This is a genomic window from Lentzea indica, assembly GCF_012184385.1.
Classification (GTDB): domain Bacteria; phylum Actinomycetota; class Actinomycetes; order Mycobacteriales; family Pseudonocardiaceae; genus Lentzea; species Lentzea indica.
On sequence record NZ_VSRL01000100.1, the window covers coordinates 1 to 17,451 of the forward strand.

Here is a 17,451-nt window from a genome sequence, read left to right on the forward strand (position 1 = left end):
CGAAGGGGAGCTGTCCGGGGTGCGTGACGGGGCGTCCGGGGTGGAGCTGTCCGGAGTGCGCGACGTGGACGGAGAGTCCGGCGTCGACGAGCTGTCGGGGGTGCGCGACGGTGAGGGCGCGGACGCCGGCGACGAGCTGTCCGGGGTTCGGGAAGGCGAAGGCGCGTCCGGGGTTGAAGAAGAGGACGGCGACGAAGAAGACGGTGAAGAAGATGACGGTGAAGAAGATGACGGTGAAGAAGATGACGGTGAGGACGACGACGGCGAACTGTCCGGAGAGGACGAAGACGGCGACGAAGACGAAGGCGAACTGTCCGGAGTGGACGAAGAAGGGGAGCTGCCGGGAGAAGAAGGCGTGCCGCCGGAAGGCGAGAGGTCCGGAGCATCGGTGCGGTGGAACAACCCGCCGGGCTTGATGGACTTCGTGGAGATCACGTCGAGGCCGGTCACCTTGCCGACCAGCTTCCCGACGACCTTCATGATCTTGGTGAAGATCTCGACCAGCTTGCCCAGCAGCGGCGAGACCTTCTTGATGGTCTTGATGAGCTTCTGGATCAGCTCACCGATGCGGGTGGCCCACTTCGAGATCGCGGTCACGGCCTGCGCCACGATCACCGGCGTGCCGAAGCCCAGCGTGAAGACGGCCTCCAGCACCCACGTGATCAGCTTCGCGACCAGGTCCGCGATCAGGTCGCGCACCATCTCGCGCACGAACCCGACGACCATGCCCATCACACCGACGACGGTGCCGACCGAACCCGCGGTGGAAGCCGCGCCGGACAACGCGTCCAGCTGCTCGCCCGCGGACTTGCGATAGGCGTCGCCCGCGTCGCCCGTCCACTCGGCGGTCTTGTCGACGGCGGCCTTGTAGTCGGCCGAGATCTTGCCGAGCTCCTGCGAGACGTTGTTCCACGTCGTGGAGTACGACTGGATCACCGGCGGGTCGCCCGCCAGCCAGTCCAGTGCCTCCTTCAGCGGCTGCATGTGCTCCATCAGGAACGACGCCGCGGACGACAGCAGCGTGCCGAACGGGTCGATCGCCATCGAGGCCGCGTCGGCCGCGAGGCCGAGCACGCCGAGGCGCCCTCGATCCAGTTGCCCTCGGAGATGCCCTTGTAGGCGTCCACCGCGGAGTCGGCGATGGAGAAGCCGGTGGCCCAGCCGTTGTCACCGGTGCCGGCGTTGAAGAAGCCGGACGGTTCGGCGGGGGCCTGCGCCACCAACGGGTTCGGTGTGGACATCAGACGCCGCCCTTCATGGCCTTGGCGATCTGGTCCTCTACCGCTTGGTAGTCCTTCGCGGTCTCGGTGATCTTCTTGGCGGTGGAGTCCATCGCCTCGGCCACGCCCTTCAACGCGTCCATGCCCCACTGCTCAACGGGGTCGAGCAGCATGCGGAACGGCTGGCAGATGATCCCGTACGCGTCGGTCGGCATCGACACGGTGTTCGCCGCGTCCACTGCCCCCTGCAACCGCCCGTGCAGGCCTTCCAAGGCCTTGGCGTGTGCTTCCAGCACGTCCGAGGTGACGTGGAAACCACCGGAAGTCATCGAACCCCCTCAAGTTCGAGCAGCGGACAGAAGATCAGCTGAGGACGGACTCTCCGCCGAAGTCGTCGTCATCGTCCCTCGGCGGGCGGCGACGCGGGGGAGGCGGCGGCGTCGACGGCCTCGCGGGAGGCGGCGGCGCGTCGTCCTCCACCCTGAAGTTCATCTCGTTGCGGTCGTACGGCGTGCGGGTCGGCTCTTCCGGAGGCGGCGCGGGGAAGTTCTTCTTGGCCTCGTTGAACAACACGTTGGCCGTCTCGTCCTGCGTGCCGATGGTCTCGGCCATCGCCTCCTGCAGCAGCTCGGGAATCCGGGACTGCGCGCGCTGCAGCAGCTTCATGATCTCACCGCTGATCTCGGACATGCGCTTGCCCGCAGCGGACTCGTTGATCACGAGGTTCTGCAGGATCCCGTTGGACCCGACGGTGATCTCGACGGAACCGTCCGACGACCGCTCGGAGATCGTCATCCCCTGCACGCGCGTCGCCATCTCCTGATAGCGGGCGGCGCGTTCCTGGATGTTCTGGTTCCAGTTCGCGAGCATCTGCTCGGACCCGGCGATGTCCTCGGGCACCGGTGATTCCCTCCCAAAGCGGCGGCGGACTCAAAGGATGACGCAGCCGGATCCGATCTCGTTCCACCCACGGGTCAAATCGGCCGCACAGACCAGCGGCGTTCCACCGAGCGGACCAGTGGAACGCCGCTGAGCCAATGTCTTAGTTCACGCCCAGCAGGTCGACGACGAAGATCAGCGTCTCGTTGGGCTTGATCACGCCACCGGCACCGCGCGCGCCGTAGCCCAGGTGCGGCGGGATGACCAGCTTGCGGCGGCCACCCACCTTCATGCCCTGGACGCCCTGGTCCCAGCCCGCGATGACGCGGCCGCCACCGAGCGGGAACTGAACGCCTCGCCGCGGTCCCAGGACGCGTCGAACTGCTCACCGGTCGAGTGCGAGACACCGACGTAGTGCACGGACACGAACTGGCCTGCCGTGGCCTCCGCGCCTTCGCCGACGGTGATGTCCTCGATCAGCAGGTCGGCGGGCGCCGGGCCGTCGTGCGGGTCGACCTCGGGCTTCGTGGGGGCCATCACAACTTCCTCTCGGAACGGGATTGTTCGCGGTCGATCCAATCACGCGCGCGTGTGCACGGCCGAATGGCCTACGAAGACCGGCTCTACCCGGTCTCGAAATACCGTGTTGATCTGTACGAACTCCGGTCCTGCAACCGGGGGACACAACAGAAGAAGGAGATGATCATGGCGGCAACCCTGCACCGCCTCAGGTCATGGCTCGGCGCGGCACTGGTGGCGGCAACGCTGCCGATGGCCTGCGTCAGCGTGGCCGAAGCAGCTCCGACCCCGACCGCTGACGGCGAGTTCGGCACCCAGATCGTCGGCGGCACGCGCGCGAGCACGTCCACCTACCCCTGGGTCGTCTACCTGGCCACGAGCAGCGGCCGTCAGTACTGCGGTGGCACGCTCGTGGCTCCCAACAAGGTCGTCACCGCGGCGCACTGCACCGAGGGCGACTCGGCGTCCGCGGTCCGCGTCGTGGCTGGCCGCGACGACAAGAACTCCACCGCGGGCACCGTCGCCCGCGTCACGAAGATCTGGATCCACCCGAGCTACACCGACGTGACCCGCGGCTACGACGTCTCGGTGCTCACGCTCGACCGCAACCTGTCGCAGACCCCGATCAAGTTCGCCACCTCGGCGGACAGCGCCCTGTACGCGGCGGGCACCAGCTCGACGATCCTCGGCTGGGGCACCACCTCGTCCGGCGGTTCGGCCTCGCGCTACCTGCTCAAGGCCACCGTTCCGCTGACGAGCAGCTCCACCTGCGCCAGCGCGTACAGCAGCGACTTCAACGCCACGCACATGGTGTGCGCCGGCTACTCGCAGGGTGGCACCGACACCTGCCAGGGCGACTCCGGTGGCCCGCTCGTGGCCGGTGGCAAGCTGATCGGCATCACGTCGTGGGGTGAGGGCTGCGCCGCAGCCGGCTACCCCGGCGTCTACGCCCGCGTCTCCACCTACGCCGCTCAGATCCAGGCACAGCTGTAAGACCGCGCGAAAGTCCGGAGGGGGTTGTCGCAACGGCGCGCAACCCTTTCCGTCCTGTGTTCCGTCCTGGTGGCATGAACGGCAGAAAGCTGTTGGCCGGTGCCGCCGTGCTGGCCGTCGCCGGAGTGAGCGTCAGCTCCGCGGTGCGGGACGCAACCCTCGCACCACCACCGATCGTGGACCACGGGCCGGTGCGTCTCGTCGCGTTCGATTCTTGCGACAACGCATTGACCGAACTTCGCCGCGCCATGTCCCCGTACGTCAGCGCGTACGGCCTGGGCGGCAACAACCTGCTCTTCGCCGAAGGCATGGCAACGGACTCGAGTGCGGGCGTTGCGCAGAAGAGCACGCCGGACTCGAGGTCTGCCACGCCGCCCACGCAGCAGCAGGAGCACTCGACGACGAACGTCCACGAGCAGGGCGTCGACGAGCCGGACATCGTGAAGACGGACGGAAAACGCGTCGTCTCCATCGCCGACGGCAAGCTGCGCGTCGTCGACGTGGCACGCAAGACCATCACCGGCTTCGTCGATCTCGGCGAGCGTCGTGCGAGCCAGCTGCTCGTCTCCGGCGACAGGGCGCTCGTTGTCACCGAGAACCCCGTTCCGATCATGGAGAAGATGCTGCCTCCCGACCGTCCGTACGCCCCTGCGTCCGGCACCGAGCTGGTGCTCGTGGATCTCAAGGAGCAGAAGGAGATCGGCAGCCTCAAGACCGACGGCTTCTACCTCGACGCCCGCCAGATCGGCGGCACCGCCCGCGTCGTCGTCCGCTCGCAGCCCCGCATGCCGTGGGTCTACCCGGACATGACGATCAACGAAGCGGGTTCCTTGCGCCGCAACAAGGAGATCCTGCAGAGCGAGCCCATCACGTCGTGGCTGCCGCGCTACGAGCTGAACCAGAACGGCGCCAAGTCGAGCGGGACCCTGGTCGACTGCGCGAACGTCAGCCACCCTGCCGTGCACTCGGCGACGTCGATGCTGACCGTGCTGACGTTCGAGCTCTCCGGCCAGCTCGGTACCGGCCAGCCGGTCTCGATCGTGGCCGACGGCGACACCGTCTACGGCACCGACCGCAACCTCTACATCGCCGACGACCACCGGCTGCTGCCGGAACTTCCTTCCAAGCCACCGGTTCAGCGCCCGATCACCACGGCGATCCACCAGTTCGACATCAGCCAGGCCGGTCCGCCCAAGCACGTCGCGTCCGGCGACGTCGGTGGCACGCTGCTCAACCAGTACTCGTTGTCCGAGCACGACGGCATCCTCCGCGTCGCCACCACGACGGGCACCGAGACCCGTTGCTGCTGGCGCATGCCGACGGACATCGTGCCGCAGCAACAACAACAGCCGCCGTCGGAAAGCTTCGTCACGACGTTGCGCCGTGACGGCGGCAAGCTCACCCAGGTCGGCCAGGTCGGCGGGCTCGGCAAGGGCGAGCGGATCTACAGCGTCCGGTTCATCGGCAAGATGGGCTACGTCGTCACGTTCCGGCAGACCGACCCGCTCTACACGCTGGACCTCAGCGATCCCAGGCAGCCCAGGGTGACGGGCGAGCTGAAGATCAACGGCTTCTCCGCCTACCTGCACCCCGCGGGGGACGGCAAGCTGATCGGTGTCGGCCAGGAGGCCACCGACCAGGGCCGTGCCACCGGAACGCAGGTGTCGTTGTTCGACGTGAGCAATCCCGCGTCACCGCAACGGCTTGCGCAGTACCACCTGCCGGACTCCAGCTCCGAGGCCCAGTTCGACCCGCACGCGTTCCTGTACTGGCCTCAGGACGGCACGCTGGTGATCCCGGTGTCGACCCACAGGACGAGCTACGAGGTCTCCTCACGGGTGCTGCGCGTCGAGGGCAACCAGCTGCGCGAGACCGGCAAGATCGTCGAACCGTCCAGCCGGAACCACGGCGGTGGCGCCAGGCGCACCATCGTGATCGGCGACCAGCTGTGGTCCATCTCGAACGCGGGTGTGCAGATCAACGCGCGGAACGGGCTGGCGCAGCAGGCCTGGCTGCCGTTCTAGGCGGTCGCGCGGTCACCCGAGAGCAGGCGGTGCGACAACACCGTGCCGCCTGCCATCGCCGCCGGGATCACGATGATCGCGGCCAGCGGGATCAGGCACAGCAGGTACGTGGGCACGGCGAACCCGAGCACCAACGCCCGCCGCGTCGCGAGGATCTGCCTGCGCTGCTTGAACGACCTGCCGCGCCGCGTGAACGGGATGCCGGTCAGTTCGATCCCGAGGAGATAGCCGTTGATGCACACCGCCAGCACCGGCACGACGGTCTGCCCGACGACCGGGATGAACCCGCAGAGGAACAGCGGGATCGCGAACAGGATCGACGTGCCGACCAGCAGGATCGTGCCGCGCAGCCCCACGAGGAACCCGCGCCACCAGCCGACCTGCTCCGCCTCCGGCACGCCGCCGAGCTCGTCCTCGACCTCTTCGGCGATGTACTCGTAGAACGGTCCGCCGATCATGATCGTGATCGCGGTGAACAGCAGCACGCTCAGTCCGAGGATCGCCGCGATCACCGAGATGCCGACCGCGACCTCGACGACGTTGCGCCAGGTCTCGCTCCACGAGTCCGCGAAACCGGTGAGCCAATCGGCGATGGAGTCGATGTGGAGGAACAGCAGCACCCAGCCGGTGATCATCAGCGCGGCGGTGATCACCGCGGGCAGCGCACCGACGAGCACGCGCTTGGGTGAGCTGAACACCAGCTTGAACCCGCGCAGCAGCAAAGCGATACCGGCCCCGAAATCCTTGATCACGCGCGCAGAATAGTCGGTGCGGGACCCATGTGAGACGGGGAGCGTGATTTCGCTAGTACCGGCATGATGCGAGTGGAACGCGGGAGGCGTTGAGGGTGAGCACACCGGCTAGGAACGCCGTCGTCGTCCCGGACGGGCCGCTGCCGATGTTGCCGGCCGCCCTCTGGGTGTCGAAGGAAGTGCTGGACGCGGTCGCCGCGGAGTCGCCGGGCGCCGTGGTCGCGATCGCGCGCAAGGCGCACGGCCTGCGCCAGGACGAGCTGGGCACGCTCGCGGGGTTCTCCCAGTCGGCGATCTCCCGTCTGGAGGCGGGCAGCAACATCGCCTACGACATGCGCGTCCTGCGGACCCTGCAGCGGCTGCTCGGCATTCCCGCCCACCTGCTCGGGCTGACCGACCGCACGGTGCCGATGCGTTCGGGCGAAGCACTGCGACTCGGTGGCGTGCCAGGGCTGGAGACCGTGGCGAAAGACCTGGTCGTGGGCATGGAGGGCAAGGCGCTGATGGCGTTGTGCGCCTCCGCCGTCTTCGGCACGACCAACGCCAACGGCGTGCTGGCCGACGACGCCGTGAGCCAGCTGCTCGTGCTGCGCCGGATCGTCAACGACGCGCACAACTGGCGTGGCACCGGCGCGTTGATGCCCGCCGTTCGCAACATGTACGACTTCATCGACGTGCTGCGCCGCAACGCGCGTGGCGACGTCCGCCGTCGGTTGCTCGGCACCGGCGCGATGTACGCGGAGTTCTACGGCTGGCTGCACGAGGAGATCGGCGACCTGCGCAACGCCGGCGCGTGGACGTCACGTGCGCTGGAGCAGGGCCAGGCCGCGGACGACAGGGACGTCGTCGCGTACTGCTACGTGCGGATGAGCCAGCTCGCCGAGGTCGACGGCGACGACGACCGCGTCATCGGCCTGGCGCGCGCCGCCCAGCGCGAGACCGCGCGAGCCCGATCGTGCGCGCGATGGCGTTGCGGCAGGAGGCACGTGGTCTCGCACGGGCTGGCCTGGACGCATGCATATCGCGGTTCGACCTGGCGCGGTCGCTGGTGCAGGGCGTGGAACGGCAGCAGACCGACGAGTACTCCATCGGCTACTGCTTCACCGAACTGCACGTGCAGATCCAGCACGCCGCGAGCCTGGTCGACCTCGCCGACCACCGCCGCGCCATCGACGCCTACAACGACCTCATGCCGAGGTGGGGGACCGTCTGCCAGTGGGAGCAGGGCGTGCACACGGCCAGGCTCGCTTACGCGCACGCCGCCAGCGGTGACGTGGACCAGGCCGTCGGCCTCGGGTTCGCGGCGCTGGACCTGGCCCGCGCGACGGGGTCGCAGCTGATCGTGAACGAGCTGGAGAGGCTCGACCCGTGGGCGGCGACGCCGGCGATCGCCGAGCTCGCGGCCGAGGTCACCCACCTGCGCTGAGTCTCGTATGCGAGTTCCGCATACGGGACCCGCAATTGGTAAGTAACCCTCCCCATTTCCTGTCGCACGCCGCACGATCTAGGTGTGATCGACCTAGCCGAACGAACGCCGCGCTCGGACGGGGTCGCGCCGGGAAGTCCAGCGCCGAGAAGTTCTGCGCGGCAGTGGCAGAGCGGGACTCGGGCCCTTATCGGCTCAAGTTCTACGCGACCACGCACGCCGTCGTGTGTGTGGTCGACGACGCCGAGGTGAAGGCATGAGCACTCAAGAGCGAACGGGAGCGCGCATGCCCGTGTTGCTGGTCCGCAAGCGTGCGGGTGTCGTAGGAGAGACACAACGCACGTGCCACCTCGTACCCATGCCCGACGACGACGACCGCACGCCTCTCGCGCTCACCGCCTACTGCGGCGAGCTCATTCACCACGGTGAGGCCGAACTGCTCGCCCAGCCGTCCGGAATGCCGTGCGTCGGCTGCCTGTTTCGCGTACCCATGCCACGGAGCGAGCACTAGGCGGGTGACGCGATGCAGGCCGTTCCGACGTGACGGAAGCCCACGCGCTCGTAAACCCGTGCGATGACAGGACTTCCCGCTGACAGGAACACGAGCTTCGCGCCCCGCTCCAGGGCATCGCGAGCCAGCTCGGCAGTGACCGCACCACCGAGGCCACGTCGCCGTGCCGCCGGCAACGTGCCGATTCCCGCGATCTCCACGACGTCACCCGCCCGTTGCGCGGTGCCTACCGCCAGTACGCCCTCGCCTGGCAGGTCGGCCACGGCGTGACGGTGCCGGGTGCTCGCCGGGGTGGTCCCGGCGAGTGCCGCGTCCCGTTCCGCGACACCGACATCACCCGGTGACGTGCCCGGCGAAGAGAACGCCAGCTCTGCCACCACCGACACCTCCGCCGGCCGGGTGCCGAGCACGCGGACGTGCGGGTGCGGCTCCGGCAGCTTCTCGGGGTCGAGGACGAGCAACGGCGCCCGGAGCACCTCCATGCCCGCGGCGACCGCCGCGTCGTAGAGGTCCGGTGTCGTCTCGTGCACCCACTCCAACGCTTCGGGCACACCGAGCTCTCGTTGCCGTTCCCGCATCTTCACCACGTCCGCGACCGTCGGTCTCCCACCGGGGAACCGCGGCCGCGCGTAGTACGGATAGCCGTCGCCGGCCTGGAGGAACAGCACCAGCTCGCCGTGATCCTCAACGCGAGATCCCGGTCGGGGCACAGAGTCGTAAAAGTCCTCGAGAACGTCCCACACAGACGATCACGCTAGCTACCTTTGGCGGTATGACGCACGGCAATTCCCGCCCGAGTGGTCTCGAGCAGCTGGCATGAGAACCCTGGCGGCGTTCGTGACCTTGGTGCTCGTCCTCGCCGGCTGCGGCAGCGACCGCGAGGACCGGTTCGTCCGGCCCGGCGCGCCCAAGTCGTCGCCGAGCGGGAAGTTCGTCGCGCACGCCGAGAGCGCGAGCGAGGTACGGGTGACCGACCGCAACGGCGGCGACGTGTTCCGGAAGTCCTACGAGTACGCCACGAGTTCGCGTGCCGACGGCATCGGGGTGGTGTGGCTGTCCAAGAAGGACCAGCTGTGGGTGCTCGTCCCCGGTGACACGAGCGAGCGCATCGAAGCCGGGCCGGACGGCGTCTGGACCGCGATCGAGGCCGAGCTACCCGGGGAGATCACGCGGCTCGGGTGAGGCGTCCTGCTCGCCGTGCGCGAGCCGCCTGCCGCGCTCCAGCTCCGCGTCGAACTCGGCGCCGAGCAGCACGGCGATGTTGGAGATCCACAGCCACACCAGGAAGACGATCACGCCACCGAGTGAGCCGTAGGTCTTGTTGTAAGAAGCGAAGTTCGCCACGTAGATCGCGAAGCCGACGGTCGCGAGCGCCCACAGCACGATCGCGAGCAGGCTGCCCGGCGTGACCCAGCGGAAGCCGTGGTGGCGCACGTTTGGCGCCGCCCAGTACAGCACCGCGAAGGCCAGGCTCACCAGCAGCAGGATGACCGGCCACTTCACGATGTCCCACACGGTGACGACCGTGTCGCCGAGCCCGATGAAGTTGCCCACCGCGTCCGCGATGCCACCGGTCAGCACGAGCGCACCGAGCGTGAGCGACACCAGCACGACCGAGCCCAGCGTCAGCAGGAGCCTCAGCGGCACCGTCTTCCAGAACGGACGGCCTTCCTCGACGTCGTAGACGGCGTTGCACGCGCGCATGAACGCGCCGAGGTAACCCGACGCGGTCCAGAAGGCCGTCAGCAGACCGATGATGCCCAGCAGCCCAGCGGCGCCCTGCCCCCTCCGCAACTCTTCGACGGAGGACTTCACGAGGTCACCGGCCTGGCCGGGCGCGACCTGGTCGACGTACTTCAGCAGCTCCTGCGTCGTCGTTTCGCCGAGCAACGCGAGCACCGACGTCAGCACGATGAGACCGGGGAACAACGACAGCACCGCGTAGTAGGTGAGTGCTCCCGCCCAGTCCGTGAGGTTGTCGTCGTTGAACTCTTTGACCGTCCGTTTGAGAACGCCCCACCAGGCGCCTTTCGGCAACTTGGTGGGGCGGTCGACCGTCTTACCTGCGGGCACGGCGCCAGCTCCACGAGCGGCTGCTGGTACCAACGCCGGCGAGGTGCAGGGCGAGGAGCAGCAGTCCGAGCACCACCAGCGTGTTGACGGTGATCACTTCACCCAGCGCGACCTTCGCCAGGTCGAGGATCAGCGCGAGGCCGAACGACACCGCGGCGATGATGGCCAGCATGGTCCACCTTCCCCAAACTGATCGTAGGGAGTCGATGAACTGCGGATACCCACTTCGTTCGCGGGGAACCGCCCCGTTCGGAGCAATGGTCGTGTCATGATCCGCGCATGAACGTCCAGCGGTGGCAGGCGGCCGCGGTTCCGTGGTGGGTGACCAAGGTCGGGCTCGTCGGTGGCTGGATCGTCGCTTTCTACTTCTCCGCGAGCGCGAACGATGTGCCGTGCACGACCGCCCAGCCGTGCGTGCCGGACCCGTTGTTCTCGCTTGCCGTGGTGCCGTTGCTCGCAACGCCGTTGCTGCTGTTGTTCGGCCGTGTGCTCACGGGTTGCGCGATGGGCGTTCTGTTCGGTGCCTTGGACCTCGTGCTCGACGGCAGTGCGGCGGCCAATGTTGCGTTTGGCCTGCACGCCGGTGCGTGTGCGGTGGTGGCGGCGTGGACCATCAGGTCGCGTGCGGACCAGCACGAGGCGGCGGGCTCGACGCTCGTTTCGTTGCCGGACATGCCACCGCAACGCGGAGTTCTGCGCGTCGTCGCCGTGTTGCTGGTCGTCTTCGGGTTTCTGACGTTCGTGCAGTACGACCTCACCAACGACGGGATCGAGCGGCACGTCGCGAACGCCAGCCGGGTCGAGGCCGAGGTCGTCGAGATCAAGAACACCTACGAGGTGTGGGTGGAGCTGCCGGACGGGCAACGCACCGCGTTCGAGCCGCTCGCGCCGGAGACGTACCAGGTCGGTGACTCGGTGCCGGTGCTCGCGGACGGCACGTGGGTGCAGATGGCGAACGAGCCCGAGGACGTCACGTGGTGGCTGACGCTGGGCGGTGCCGCCGTGTTCCTCGCGCTCATGTTCGCCGGGCGGGAACGACGTCGCCGCGCGTTGTGGACGGGCCCGGTCAAGGCGATCCGGCTGCAGGCGCATCCGGTCGGCCCGCGGCGGATCCTGTTGCGGCACAACAAATCGGACATCGCCACGGTCTCGACGCTCGCCGATCTCGGGCTGGAGGAGCCGCTCTACCACGACACCGAGCAGTTCGGCAGGGTGTGGCGCGGTGAGGAGGACCCGCCGGTGCAGCTCGACCCGGCGGAGGTCCTCGTCGCGGGGGAGTGGCACCACGGAGGTCAGGTGGCGTTGCTGGTCGAGGGTGAGGTGGTCGCGACCAGCACGCTCAGCCGCGTCCGGCCGCGGCACACCGTCCACAGTGCACACTTGCCGGGTGAACCGGTGACCACGGGTACGCCGGTCGACCTGCCGTACGCGGTGTGGCCGGGCGACCGGCGGCGCACAGAGGGTGTTGTGCTGTTGCTGGGCGCCGCCGGTGCGTTGATCGCGCTCAAGCAGTACCCGGACCTGATCGTGCTCGGCCTGATCGGCGTGCAGTGCGTCCTGTCGGCGGTGACGCGGTTCCAGCCGATGCTGCGCCTCGACCACCGCTCTGTCGTGCTCTACACCGGCATCTGGACCTACCGCGTGCCGTGGGCGCAGCTGCACGGAGTCCGCAGGAGCGGACCCCAGCTCATGCTCGCGTTCGGCCCGCACGGCGACGTGCTCACGACACCGCAACTGCCGGACAAGCAGGCAGGCGAGAAGCTCATGTGGGCCCGCGCCCGGTCGTTGATCGCCGACCATCCCGGCGAGCGCGTGACCCGCAAGCTCAACATCAGCGTGTTCATCGGGCTCGTCTACGTCGGGCTGATCCTGTTCATCTGAGTTTCGCCACGGCCTTGAGCAGACGGTCCACATCGGACTCGTCGTTGTACGGCCCGATGCCCGCCCGGACGGCGCCTTTGTCGCCCAGTCCGAGCCATCGCGAGCACTCGATCGCGTAGAAGTGCCCGGCGGGCGCGTTCACGCCCTCCGCGCCGAGCCTGCGGTACACCTCGGCGGGCTCCAGCCCGTCGACCGAGAACAGCACGGTCGGCGTGCGCGAAGAGGCCTTGCTGTAGATGCGCGCGCCGAGCTCCTGCAATCCGGTCTCGAGCTGGACGCGCAACGCGAGTTCGTGCTCCTCCAGCCCGTCCAGCGTGCGCATGAACTCCACCGCCGCGGTCGTTCCCGCCAGCAGCTCGTACGGCAGCGTGCCCAGCTCGAACCGTTCCGGCACAGCGTTCGTCGACGGCAGCAGCTTGTCCGGCCGCAACGTCTCCAGCAGCTCCGGCGCGGCCGCCAGCACGCCGAGGTGCGGGCCGAGGAACTTGTACGGCGAGCACGTGAAGAAGTCCGCGTCCATCGCCTCGACGTCGACCGGCAGGTGCGGTGTGTAGTGCACGCCGTCGACGTAGACGAACGCAGCCATCTCGTGCGCCGCTGCCGAGATCGCCGCCACGTCCGGACGCGTGCCGAGCAGGTTCGACGCTGCCGTGATCGCCACGACGCGCGTGCGGTCGGACAGCAGGTTCGTCACGGACTCCGTGGGCAGCTCACCGGTCGCCCTGTCGAACGGCGCCCAGCGCACCGTGGCCCGTGCCGCCTCGGCCGCCTGCACCCACGGCCGCACGTTCGCGTCGTGGTCGAGCCTGGTCACGATGATCTCGTCGCCCGGCCGCCAGTTCTTCGACAGCGTGTGGGAGAAGTCGTAGGTCAGCTGGGTCATGCTGCGCCCGAACACGATGCTGCCCGCGTTGAGGAACTCGGCCATCGTGCGGCGAGCGGTCCGGACGATCTCCTCTGCCCGGCGTTCGGCGGCCGTGACGGAGCCGCGGTTGGCGATCGCCGAGGTCAGCGTCTCCCTGACCGCCTCACCGACGACGTCGGGCACCTGCGAGCCGCCAGGCCCGTCGAAGTGCGCGGCACCCTCGCGCAACGCGGGGAAGTGGGCGCGGACCGCGGCGACGTCGTAAGCCATGCCCTCATGGTGCTTGAGCACCCACGAATCGGGAAAGGATCAACCGGAGGGTGCTCACCTGGTCGGTCGCGTCGAAGTCCGGGTCGATCAGCCTGCCGAACAGGCCGTCGACCAGTCCCTGCGCCCAGCTCGCCGCGGTCAGAGCGCTCACCGGCAGCGTGATCTGACCGGCGTCGTGCGCCTGCTGCAGCAGGGCGGCCAGCTCGTCGCGCACCATCTTTTCGTTGTGGCCGACCAGCTCCCACAGCTCCGGATCGCGGCTCGCCTGCACCACGACCTCCAGCACCAGCCCGGCCACCGACCGGTCCAGCGCGGGCACGCACAGGTGGTCGACCACCATCAGCACGCCGTCCCACGGGCTCAGCTCACGGGCCTTGGCGAACATCGCCGCGTTGTCCTCGGCGTCCTGCACGAAGATCTCGCGGAAGATCGCCCGCTTCGTGGGGAAGTAGTGGAACAGGCTGCCCGTGCTGATGTCGGCGGCCTTGCAGATGTCGGCGACGGTCGTGCGTTCGAAACCCTTCTGCGCGAACAACCCCACCGCGGTGTCGGTGATGTGCCGCTTCTTCTCCGCGTGCTTGACCGGGTCTACCGTTCGCACCTGTAGTACTGCCTCTTCTTCTCGTCACGCACGGAGACGCCGCGTTTGCGGATCTCCCGCGCCAATTCTGCGGCTTCCTCGTGCTCGTACTTCGAGATGGCCTTCCTGCGGGCCGTGAACAGCGCGTTCACCTCCGGCGGCAGGTCTGGCGCGTGCTCCACCCACATCCTGAACTCGGCCGCGAACGGGTCCGCGTCCCGCCACCGGTAACCCTGCCCGGTGAAGGCCTGTTCGAGCTTGCTCCTGCTGAGATCAGAAGTCTCGCGGGCCAGTTCGGCGCCGCTCGGCGACAGCAGCACGAGCTGCTTGCCGTCGGTGAACGCCGACTCGACCTGGTTGCGCCCGAAGTCGAAGATCTTGTCGTCCTTGCGCAGCGTGACCCGGTCGTGCGAGACCTCGATCGACATCATCTCCGCGGCCCACAGCAACGCGAGCACGAGCCCGGCGACCGCGCCGATGGCGAGTGCCGCGATCGTCACCCACGGCTCGGGTATGTCCGTGACCAGCTCGAACACGCCCTGGAACGGGAACCACTTCAACGTCGTGATCCACGCGGCTGCCAGTTTGAGCCCCCACACCGCGGCGGCGCCGGCAGCCGGGCAGAGCACCCAGATGCCGTACCGGACAGCCGCGGTCTCCTGCACAGTCGTCATGCGCTCAATATTAGACCGAGCGCTCGGTTTATTGTCGTCAAGGCAGGTAGAACGTCAGCAGGTCGCTCGTGACCGGCGGGAACAGCCTGTTCATCAGGTCGGACTTCGGGCCGGGGTAGACGTCGGAGAACCAGCGGCGCAACCCGTCGATCCCATGCGGACCGAACAGCAACGGCGCGAGCAGGTCGGGTGCGATCCCTGCCCCGCCTTCCTCGCCGGGGCCGATCATGGTGCCGCCCCACTCGTACGGGCCGATCTCGTTGCCGTCCCAGCGGAACCGGACGTGCGTGCGGTAAAAGCCGAGCAGCACGTCGTCAGGTTCGTGGCCCTGCAAGCGTTGCGTGAAGACCGGCCGGAGGTGCTCCAACAGCCTCGGCACGTCGGGGATGCGGACCAGGTACTGCTCCACGCCGGGCCGGCGTGGAGCCAGGTACTCCTCCAGTGCCGCGTGCCGTTCTACGACCTCTGCCGGATTCACCAGTGCTACCAACGCTTTCACGGCGTCGTCGTCAACGCCGGCGATCTCGCCGAGCACGACGTCGCCCTCTTCCGGCGGCGTGCTGCGGCCGGTGGCGACCGGGCTGCCGTCACGCTCGACGACCCACGTGATGGAGCCGGTGCGGTTGATCAGCCAGCGCCAGCACGGCGCGGTGTGGCCCATGCGCAGGTCCGCGCTTCGCTGGGCATCGTCCTGGAAGCGGTCGAGCACCGGGATGTCGGCCTCGGTCGCGCGCCGGATCGTATGTCCCGCAACGGGTTCGGGTGTGCGTTCGAGCGGCCGGGTCTGCTTGACCGGGATCGAGTAGGTGTAGCCGAACTGGCGGTAGAAGTACGGAATGCCGATCATGATCTGGAGCAGGTGGCCGCGCCGCGCGGACTCCTCGTGCGCCCAGCCCATCAGCCGCCGCACCAGGCCCCTGCCCTCGTACTCGGCATCGGTGGCGACCTGCTCGACCTGACCTGTGGGGATGTCGAGGCCGGCGAGCGTCATCGTCTCGTCCATCATCGTGGCGGTGGAGACGATCCGGTCGCCGTCGGCGGCGACCCCGACCCAGTCGCAGCCCGCGTCCGGGTCGGTCATCAGCAGACGGGCGTCGACGCCGTCGCTGGGGTCCATTCGCGAGACGATGAGCTTCTCGACCTGATCGAGGTCTTCCTGGCGCGAGGTGCGGATGTCCACCGGCCGAGTGTTTCCAGGACAGTGGTTGTCCGCAAACGGATTTACCGTCATCCGCATGGACTGGAACAAGCAGTTGACGGACCAGCTCGACTGGCACTGGCGGATGCAGCTGCGGCCACGGCTGGAGGGGCTGACCGACGACGAGTACTTCTGGGAGCCCGTGCCCGACGTGTGGAACGTTCATCGGGACGGCTCGATCGACTGGCTGTACCCGACTCCCGAGCCCGAGCCGGTCACCACGATCGCGTGGCGGATGGCGCACATCATCGTGGGCATCTTCGCCATGCGGACGGCCTCGCACTTCGGCGGCCCGCCGGCTGACTACATGACGTGGAAGTACGCGATGTCCGCTGACGAGGCGCTGAAGCAGCTCGATGACGCATACGAGGCGTGGATGGACGGCGCGCGTAAGGCCGACCTCTCGCTTCCGGTCGGCCCGGCGGAGGGGCCGTTCGCCGAGGAGCCGATGGCGACCCTGGTGCTGCACATCAACCGGGAGGTGATCCACCACGGTGCCGAGATCGCCCTGCTCCGCGACCTGTACCTCAGGGAGAGTTAGGCACTTCGAAGTGTCTACTTTCTAGAAGTTGGCGCTAACTGCAAGATGGTGTCCATCGAGATCATCGAAGGGGATCATCATGCGAGTCATCACGCAGAAGACCGTCGGGGACGCGTCCGTGCTGGAGGTCGCGGAGGTGGCGAAGCCCGCACCCGGACCGGGCCAGGTGCTGGTCAAGGTGGATGCGGCCGGCGTGAACCCGGTCGACACGTACATCCGCGCCGGTGCGTATCCCGCGCTCGGGGAGCCGCCGTTCACGCTGGGCTGGGACGTCGCCGGCACCGTCGAGCAGGTCGGTGAGGGCGTGCAGGGGTTCGCGGCCGGTGACGAGGTGTACGGGCTGCTCACCTGGCCCGGCGCGGGCGGCGGCTACGCCGAGTACGCCGTGGCGAACGCCTCCGACCTGGCGCGGCGACCCTCGTGGCTGACCCTGGAGGAGGCCGGCGCGGCCCCGATGGTGGCGCTGACCGCGTGGCAGGCGCTGGTCGGACGGGGTGGGTTGTCCGCGGGCCAGCGGGTGCTCGTCCACGCGGCGGCGGGAGGTGTCGGGCACGTCGCGGTGCAGATCGCCAAGGCGCGGGGCGCGTACGTGATCGGTACGGCGTCGGCCGCCAAGCACGACTTCCTGCGCTCTCTCGGAGTGGATGAGGTCATCGACTACCGGCACCAGGACTTCACCGAGATCGAGCCGGTCGACGTGGTGTTCGACGCGATCGGAGGGGAGTACGCCGAGCGTTCCGCCAAGGTGCTGAAGCCCGGTGGCGTCCTCGTGTCGATCATTCCCGGCAACCCGGGTTTTGACGTTGACCGAGCTGCGGACCTCGGCATCCGGTTCGAGCTCTTCAACAGCCTCTCCGCGTCCGGTGCGGACCTCACGGCGTTGCCGCAGCTCAGGGTGCGGCTCGACCACGTCGTGCCGCTCGCTGACGCCGCGAAGGCCCACGAGCTCGTCGAGTCGAAGAGGACCACGGGCAAGGTCGTCCTGGTGCCGTGACATTGCGTTTACCGCCCGTTGACCATGTCCCCTGATCGTGTGCACAACATT

At 68.2% G+C, this 17,451-nt stretch carries 21 protein-coding genes and 1 pseudogene; 9 read left to right on the plus strand and 13 right to left on the minus strand.

From position 1 onward, the window contains the following. The 5 genes and pseudogenes from FXN61_RS25510 to FXN61_RS25530 all read right to left on the minus strand — a co-directional run. Nucleotides 1-1,074, minus strand: a 1,074-nt coding sequence (locus tag FXN61_RS25510; protein WP_376770731.1) for a WXG100 family type VII secretion target, incomplete at its 3' end; no start/stop codon positions are given. Beyond that, complete coding sequence (locus tag FXN61_RS25515; RefSeq protein WP_167976568.1) at nucleotides 993-1,241, minus strand: hypothetical protein; 249 nt, start codon at nucleotides 1,239-1,241, stop codon at nucleotides 993-995. The genes FXN61_RS25510 and FXN61_RS25515, both read right to left, overlap by 82 nt. After that, on the minus strand, nucleotides 1,241-1,549 hold the full coding sequence (locus FXN61_RS25520; RefSeq protein ID WP_167976569.1) for a type VII secretion target: 309 nt from the start codon (nucleotides 1,547-1,549) through the stop codon (nucleotides 1,241-1,243). Before FXN61_RS25520 ends, FXN61_RS25515 begins: the two co-directional genes overlap by 1 nt. Nucleotides 1,550-1,583: 34 nt before the next feature. Next, nucleotides 1,584-2,120: a YbaB/EbfC family nucleoid-associated protein gene (locus FXN61_RS25525; RefSeq protein ID WP_312877983.1), complete on the minus strand. Its 537-nt coding sequence runs from the start codon at nucleotides 2,118-2,120 to the stop codon at nucleotides 1,584-1,586. Between the two features lie 142 nt (nucleotides 2,121-2,262). After that, nucleotides 2,263-2,636: pseudogene (locus FXN61_RS25530) on the minus strand (FKBP-type peptidyl-prolyl cis-trans isomerase). 168 nt (nucleotides 2,637-2,804) lie between these two features. Here FXN61_RS25530 and FXN61_RS25535 point away from each other — a divergent pair. Together FXN61_RS25535 and FXN61_RS25540 are read left to right on the plus strand one after the other, a co-directional pair. Next, complete coding sequence (locus tag FXN61_RS25535; RefSeq protein WP_167976570.1) at nucleotides 2,805-3,611, plus strand: S1 family peptidase; 807 nt, start codon at nucleotides 2,805-2,807, stop codon at nucleotides 3,609-3,611. 74 nt (nucleotides 3,612-3,685) lie between these two features. Further along, nucleotides 3,686-5,635: a beta-propeller domain-containing protein gene (locus FXN61_RS25540; RefSeq protein ID WP_167976571.1), complete on the plus strand. Its 1,950-nt coding sequence runs from the start codon at nucleotides 3,686-3,688 to the stop codon at nucleotides 5,633-5,635. Here the strand turns inward: FXN61_RS25540 and FXN61_RS25545 are convergent. Further along, complete coding sequence (locus FXN61_RS25545) at nucleotides 5,632-6,387, minus strand: EI24 domain-containing protein (protein ID WP_167976572.1); 756 nt, start codon at nucleotides 6,385-6,387, stop codon at nucleotides 5,632-5,634. The genes FXN61_RS25540 and FXN61_RS25545 overlap by 4 nt on opposite strands. 95 nt (nucleotides 6,388-6,482) lie before the next feature. Here FXN61_RS25545 and FXN61_RS25550 point away from each other — a divergent pair, with 95 nt between their 5' ends. The 3 genes from FXN61_RS25550 to FXN61_RS25560 all read left to right on the plus strand — a co-directional run bounded on the left by FXN61_RS25550 (nucleotide 6,483) and on the right by FXN61_RS25560 (nucleotide 8,324). Next, nucleotides 6,483-7,727, plus strand: a complete 1,245-nt coding sequence (locus tag FXN61_RS25550) for a helix-turn-helix domain-containing protein (RefSeq protein ID WP_167976573.1) — start codon at nucleotides 6,483-6,485, stop codon at nucleotides 7,725-7,727. After that, on the plus strand, nucleotides 7,661-7,813 hold the full coding sequence (locus FXN61_RS25555; protein WP_167976574.1) for a hypothetical protein: 153 nt from the start codon (nucleotides 7,661-7,663) through the stop codon (nucleotides 7,811-7,813). Before FXN61_RS25550 ends, FXN61_RS25555 begins: the two co-directional genes overlap by 67 nt. Before the next feature lie 256 nt (nucleotides 7,814-8,069). Further along, a complete protein-coding gene (locus FXN61_RS25560; protein ID WP_246292004.1) occupies nucleotides 8,070-8,324 on the plus strand; it encodes a hypothetical protein in 255 nt (84 codons plus the stop codon). Here FXN61_RS25560 and FXN61_RS25565 read toward each other — a convergent pair. Next, nucleotides 8,321-9,067: a GNAT family N-acetyltransferase gene (locus tag FXN61_RS25565; RefSeq protein ID WP_223165588.1), complete on the minus strand. Its 747-nt coding sequence runs from the start codon at nucleotides 9,065-9,067 to the stop codon at nucleotides 8,321-8,323. The two genes, FXN61_RS25560 and FXN61_RS25565, sit on opposite strands and share 4 nt — an antisense overlap. A 73-nt stretch (nucleotides 9,068-9,140) precedes the next feature. Here FXN61_RS25565 and FXN61_RS25570 point away from each other — a divergent pair, with 73 nt between their 5' ends. After that, nucleotides 9,141-9,506, plus strand: a complete 366-nt coding sequence (locus FXN61_RS25570) for a hypothetical protein (protein WP_167976575.1) — start codon at nucleotides 9,141-9,143, stop codon at nucleotides 9,504-9,506. On the opposite strand, the gene FXN61_RS25575 is transcribed toward FXN61_RS25570, so the two are convergent. Together FXN61_RS25575 and FXN61_RS25580 are read right to left on the minus strand one after the other, a co-directional pair. Continuing rightward, the gene (locus tag FXN61_RS25575) at nucleotides 9,477-10,397 is read right to left on the minus strand and encodes a YihY/virulence factor BrkB family protein (RefSeq protein ID WP_312877984.1); all 921 of its coding nucleotides are present in this window, start codon (nucleotides 10,395-10,397) and stop codon (nucleotides 9,477-9,479) included. The genes FXN61_RS25570 and FXN61_RS25575 overlap by 30 nt on opposite strands. Then, nucleotides 10,384-10,569 (minus strand): hypothetical protein, encoded by a 186-nt coding sequence (locus FXN61_RS25580; RefSeq protein ID WP_167976577.1) that lies wholly within the window; start codon nucleotides 10,567-10,569, stop codon nucleotides 10,384-10,386. Before FXN61_RS25580 ends, FXN61_RS25575 begins: the two co-directional genes overlap by 14 nt. A gap of 107 nt (nucleotides 10,570-10,676) precedes the next feature. On the opposite strand from FXN61_RS25580, the gene FXN61_RS25585 reads away from it, so the two are divergent. Further along, complete coding sequence (locus FXN61_RS25585; RefSeq protein WP_167976578.1) at nucleotides 10,677-12,278, plus strand: hypothetical protein; 1,602 nt, start codon at nucleotides 10,677-10,679, stop codon at nucleotides 12,276-12,278. Here FXN61_RS25585 and FXN61_RS25590 read toward each other — a convergent pair. From FXN61_RS25590 to FXN61_RS25605, 4 genes are read right to left on the minus strand one after another with little or no spacing between them, the layout of a single operon-like run. Beyond that, nucleotides 12,271-13,413, minus strand: a complete 1,143-nt coding sequence (locus FXN61_RS25590) for a cysteine desulfurase-like protein (protein WP_167976579.1) — start codon at nucleotides 13,411-13,413, stop codon at nucleotides 12,271-12,273. The genes FXN61_RS25585 and FXN61_RS25590 overlap by 8 nt on opposite strands. 4 nt (nucleotides 13,414-13,417) lie before the next feature. Next, on the minus strand, nucleotides 13,418-14,014 hold the full coding sequence (locus tag FXN61_RS55640; RefSeq protein WP_167976580.1) for a TetR/AcrR family transcriptional regulator: 597 nt from the start codon (nucleotides 14,012-14,014) through the stop codon (nucleotides 13,418-13,420). Next, nucleotides 14,002-14,667, minus strand: coding sequence for a YqeB family protein (locus FXN61_RS25600; protein WP_167976581.1), 666 nt, complete (start codon nucleotides 14,665-14,667; stop codon nucleotides 14,002-14,004). The genes FXN61_RS55640 and FXN61_RS25600 overlap by 13 nt, the downstream gene beginning before the upstream one ends. Before the next feature lie 37 nt (nucleotides 14,668-14,704). Beyond that, on the minus strand, nucleotides 14,705-15,847 hold the full coding sequence (locus FXN61_RS25605; RefSeq protein WP_312877985.1) for a GNAT family N-acetyltransferase: 1,143 nt from the start codon (nucleotides 15,845-15,847) through the stop codon (nucleotides 14,705-14,707). A 55-nt stretch (nucleotides 15,848-15,902) separates the two neighbouring features. Here FXN61_RS25605 and FXN61_RS25610 point away from each other — a divergent pair, with 55 nt between their 5' ends. Beyond that, nucleotides 15,903-16,406 carry a DinB family protein gene (locus FXN61_RS25610; protein ID WP_167976582.1) on the plus strand — a complete coding sequence of 168 codons (504 nt, stop codon included), beginning with the start codon at nucleotides 15,903-15,905 and terminating at the stop codon, nucleotides 16,404-16,406. A 79-nt stretch (nucleotides 16,407-16,485) separates the two neighbouring features. Then, on the plus strand, nucleotides 16,486-17,400 hold the full coding sequence (locus tag FXN61_RS25615) for an NADP-dependent oxidoreductase (protein ID WP_167976583.1): 915 nt from the start codon (nucleotides 16,486-16,488) through the stop codon (nucleotides 17,398-17,400). Nucleotides 17,401-17,451: the final 51 nt, after the last annotated feature.